This window comes from Lysobacter brunescens (assembly GCF_042677005.1).
GTDB lineage: Bacteria > Pseudomonadota > Gammaproteobacteria > Xanthomonadales > Xanthomonadaceae > Lysobacter_I > Lysobacter_I brunescens.
This window is the reverse complement of the sequence record NZ_JBHTIF010000033.1, coordinates 1-529: the sequence shown is the minus strand read 5'-3', so window position 1 is coordinate 529 and position 529 is coordinate 1. Positions and strand designations below refer to the sequence as shown.

General features: G+C 71.8%; 1 protein-coding gene. It reads right to left on the bottom strand.

All coding sequences use genetic code 11. The features are described from left to right. Positions 1–529: AMP-binding protein (locus ACFQ0E_RS19215; RefSeq protein ID WP_386826650.1), on the bottom strand; the 529-nt coding region annotated here is incomplete at both ends.

Genomic DNA, 529 nt, shown 5'->3' with positions numbered 1-529 from the left:
TGCAGCACGTTGCCGTGGCTGACCATCACCCCCTTGGGCTGGCCGGTCGAACCCGACGTGTAGAACAGATACGCCACGCTGGCATGCGTCGGCACCGACGCCGGCAACGCCACCTCCGGTGCCGCGCCGCGTTCGTCCCAGTACAGCACCCGATCGCACAGCGAGGCGGCCCGCTCGCACTGCGCCGCATGCGCGACCACCAGCGCCGCGCCGCTGTCTTCCACCATGTGCCGCAGGCGCTGCTGCGGATACTCCGGATCCAGCGGCACGTACACCGCGCCGAGCCTGAACAGCGCGAGCGTGACCACCACCAGGTCCGCGGAGGACGCCAGGTGCACGCCGACGTGATCGCCCGGACCGATGCCGGCCTCGACCAGCGTGCGGCAGGCGGCCTCCACCGCTTCGTGCAGTTCGGCGTAGGACAGCGTGCGACCGCCCTCGACCAGCGCCGGCCGATCGGGATGGCTGCGCACGATACGCGCGAAGGCATCGCCCAGGTGCGCCGGCAGGCTCGCAGCCACGTCCGGCA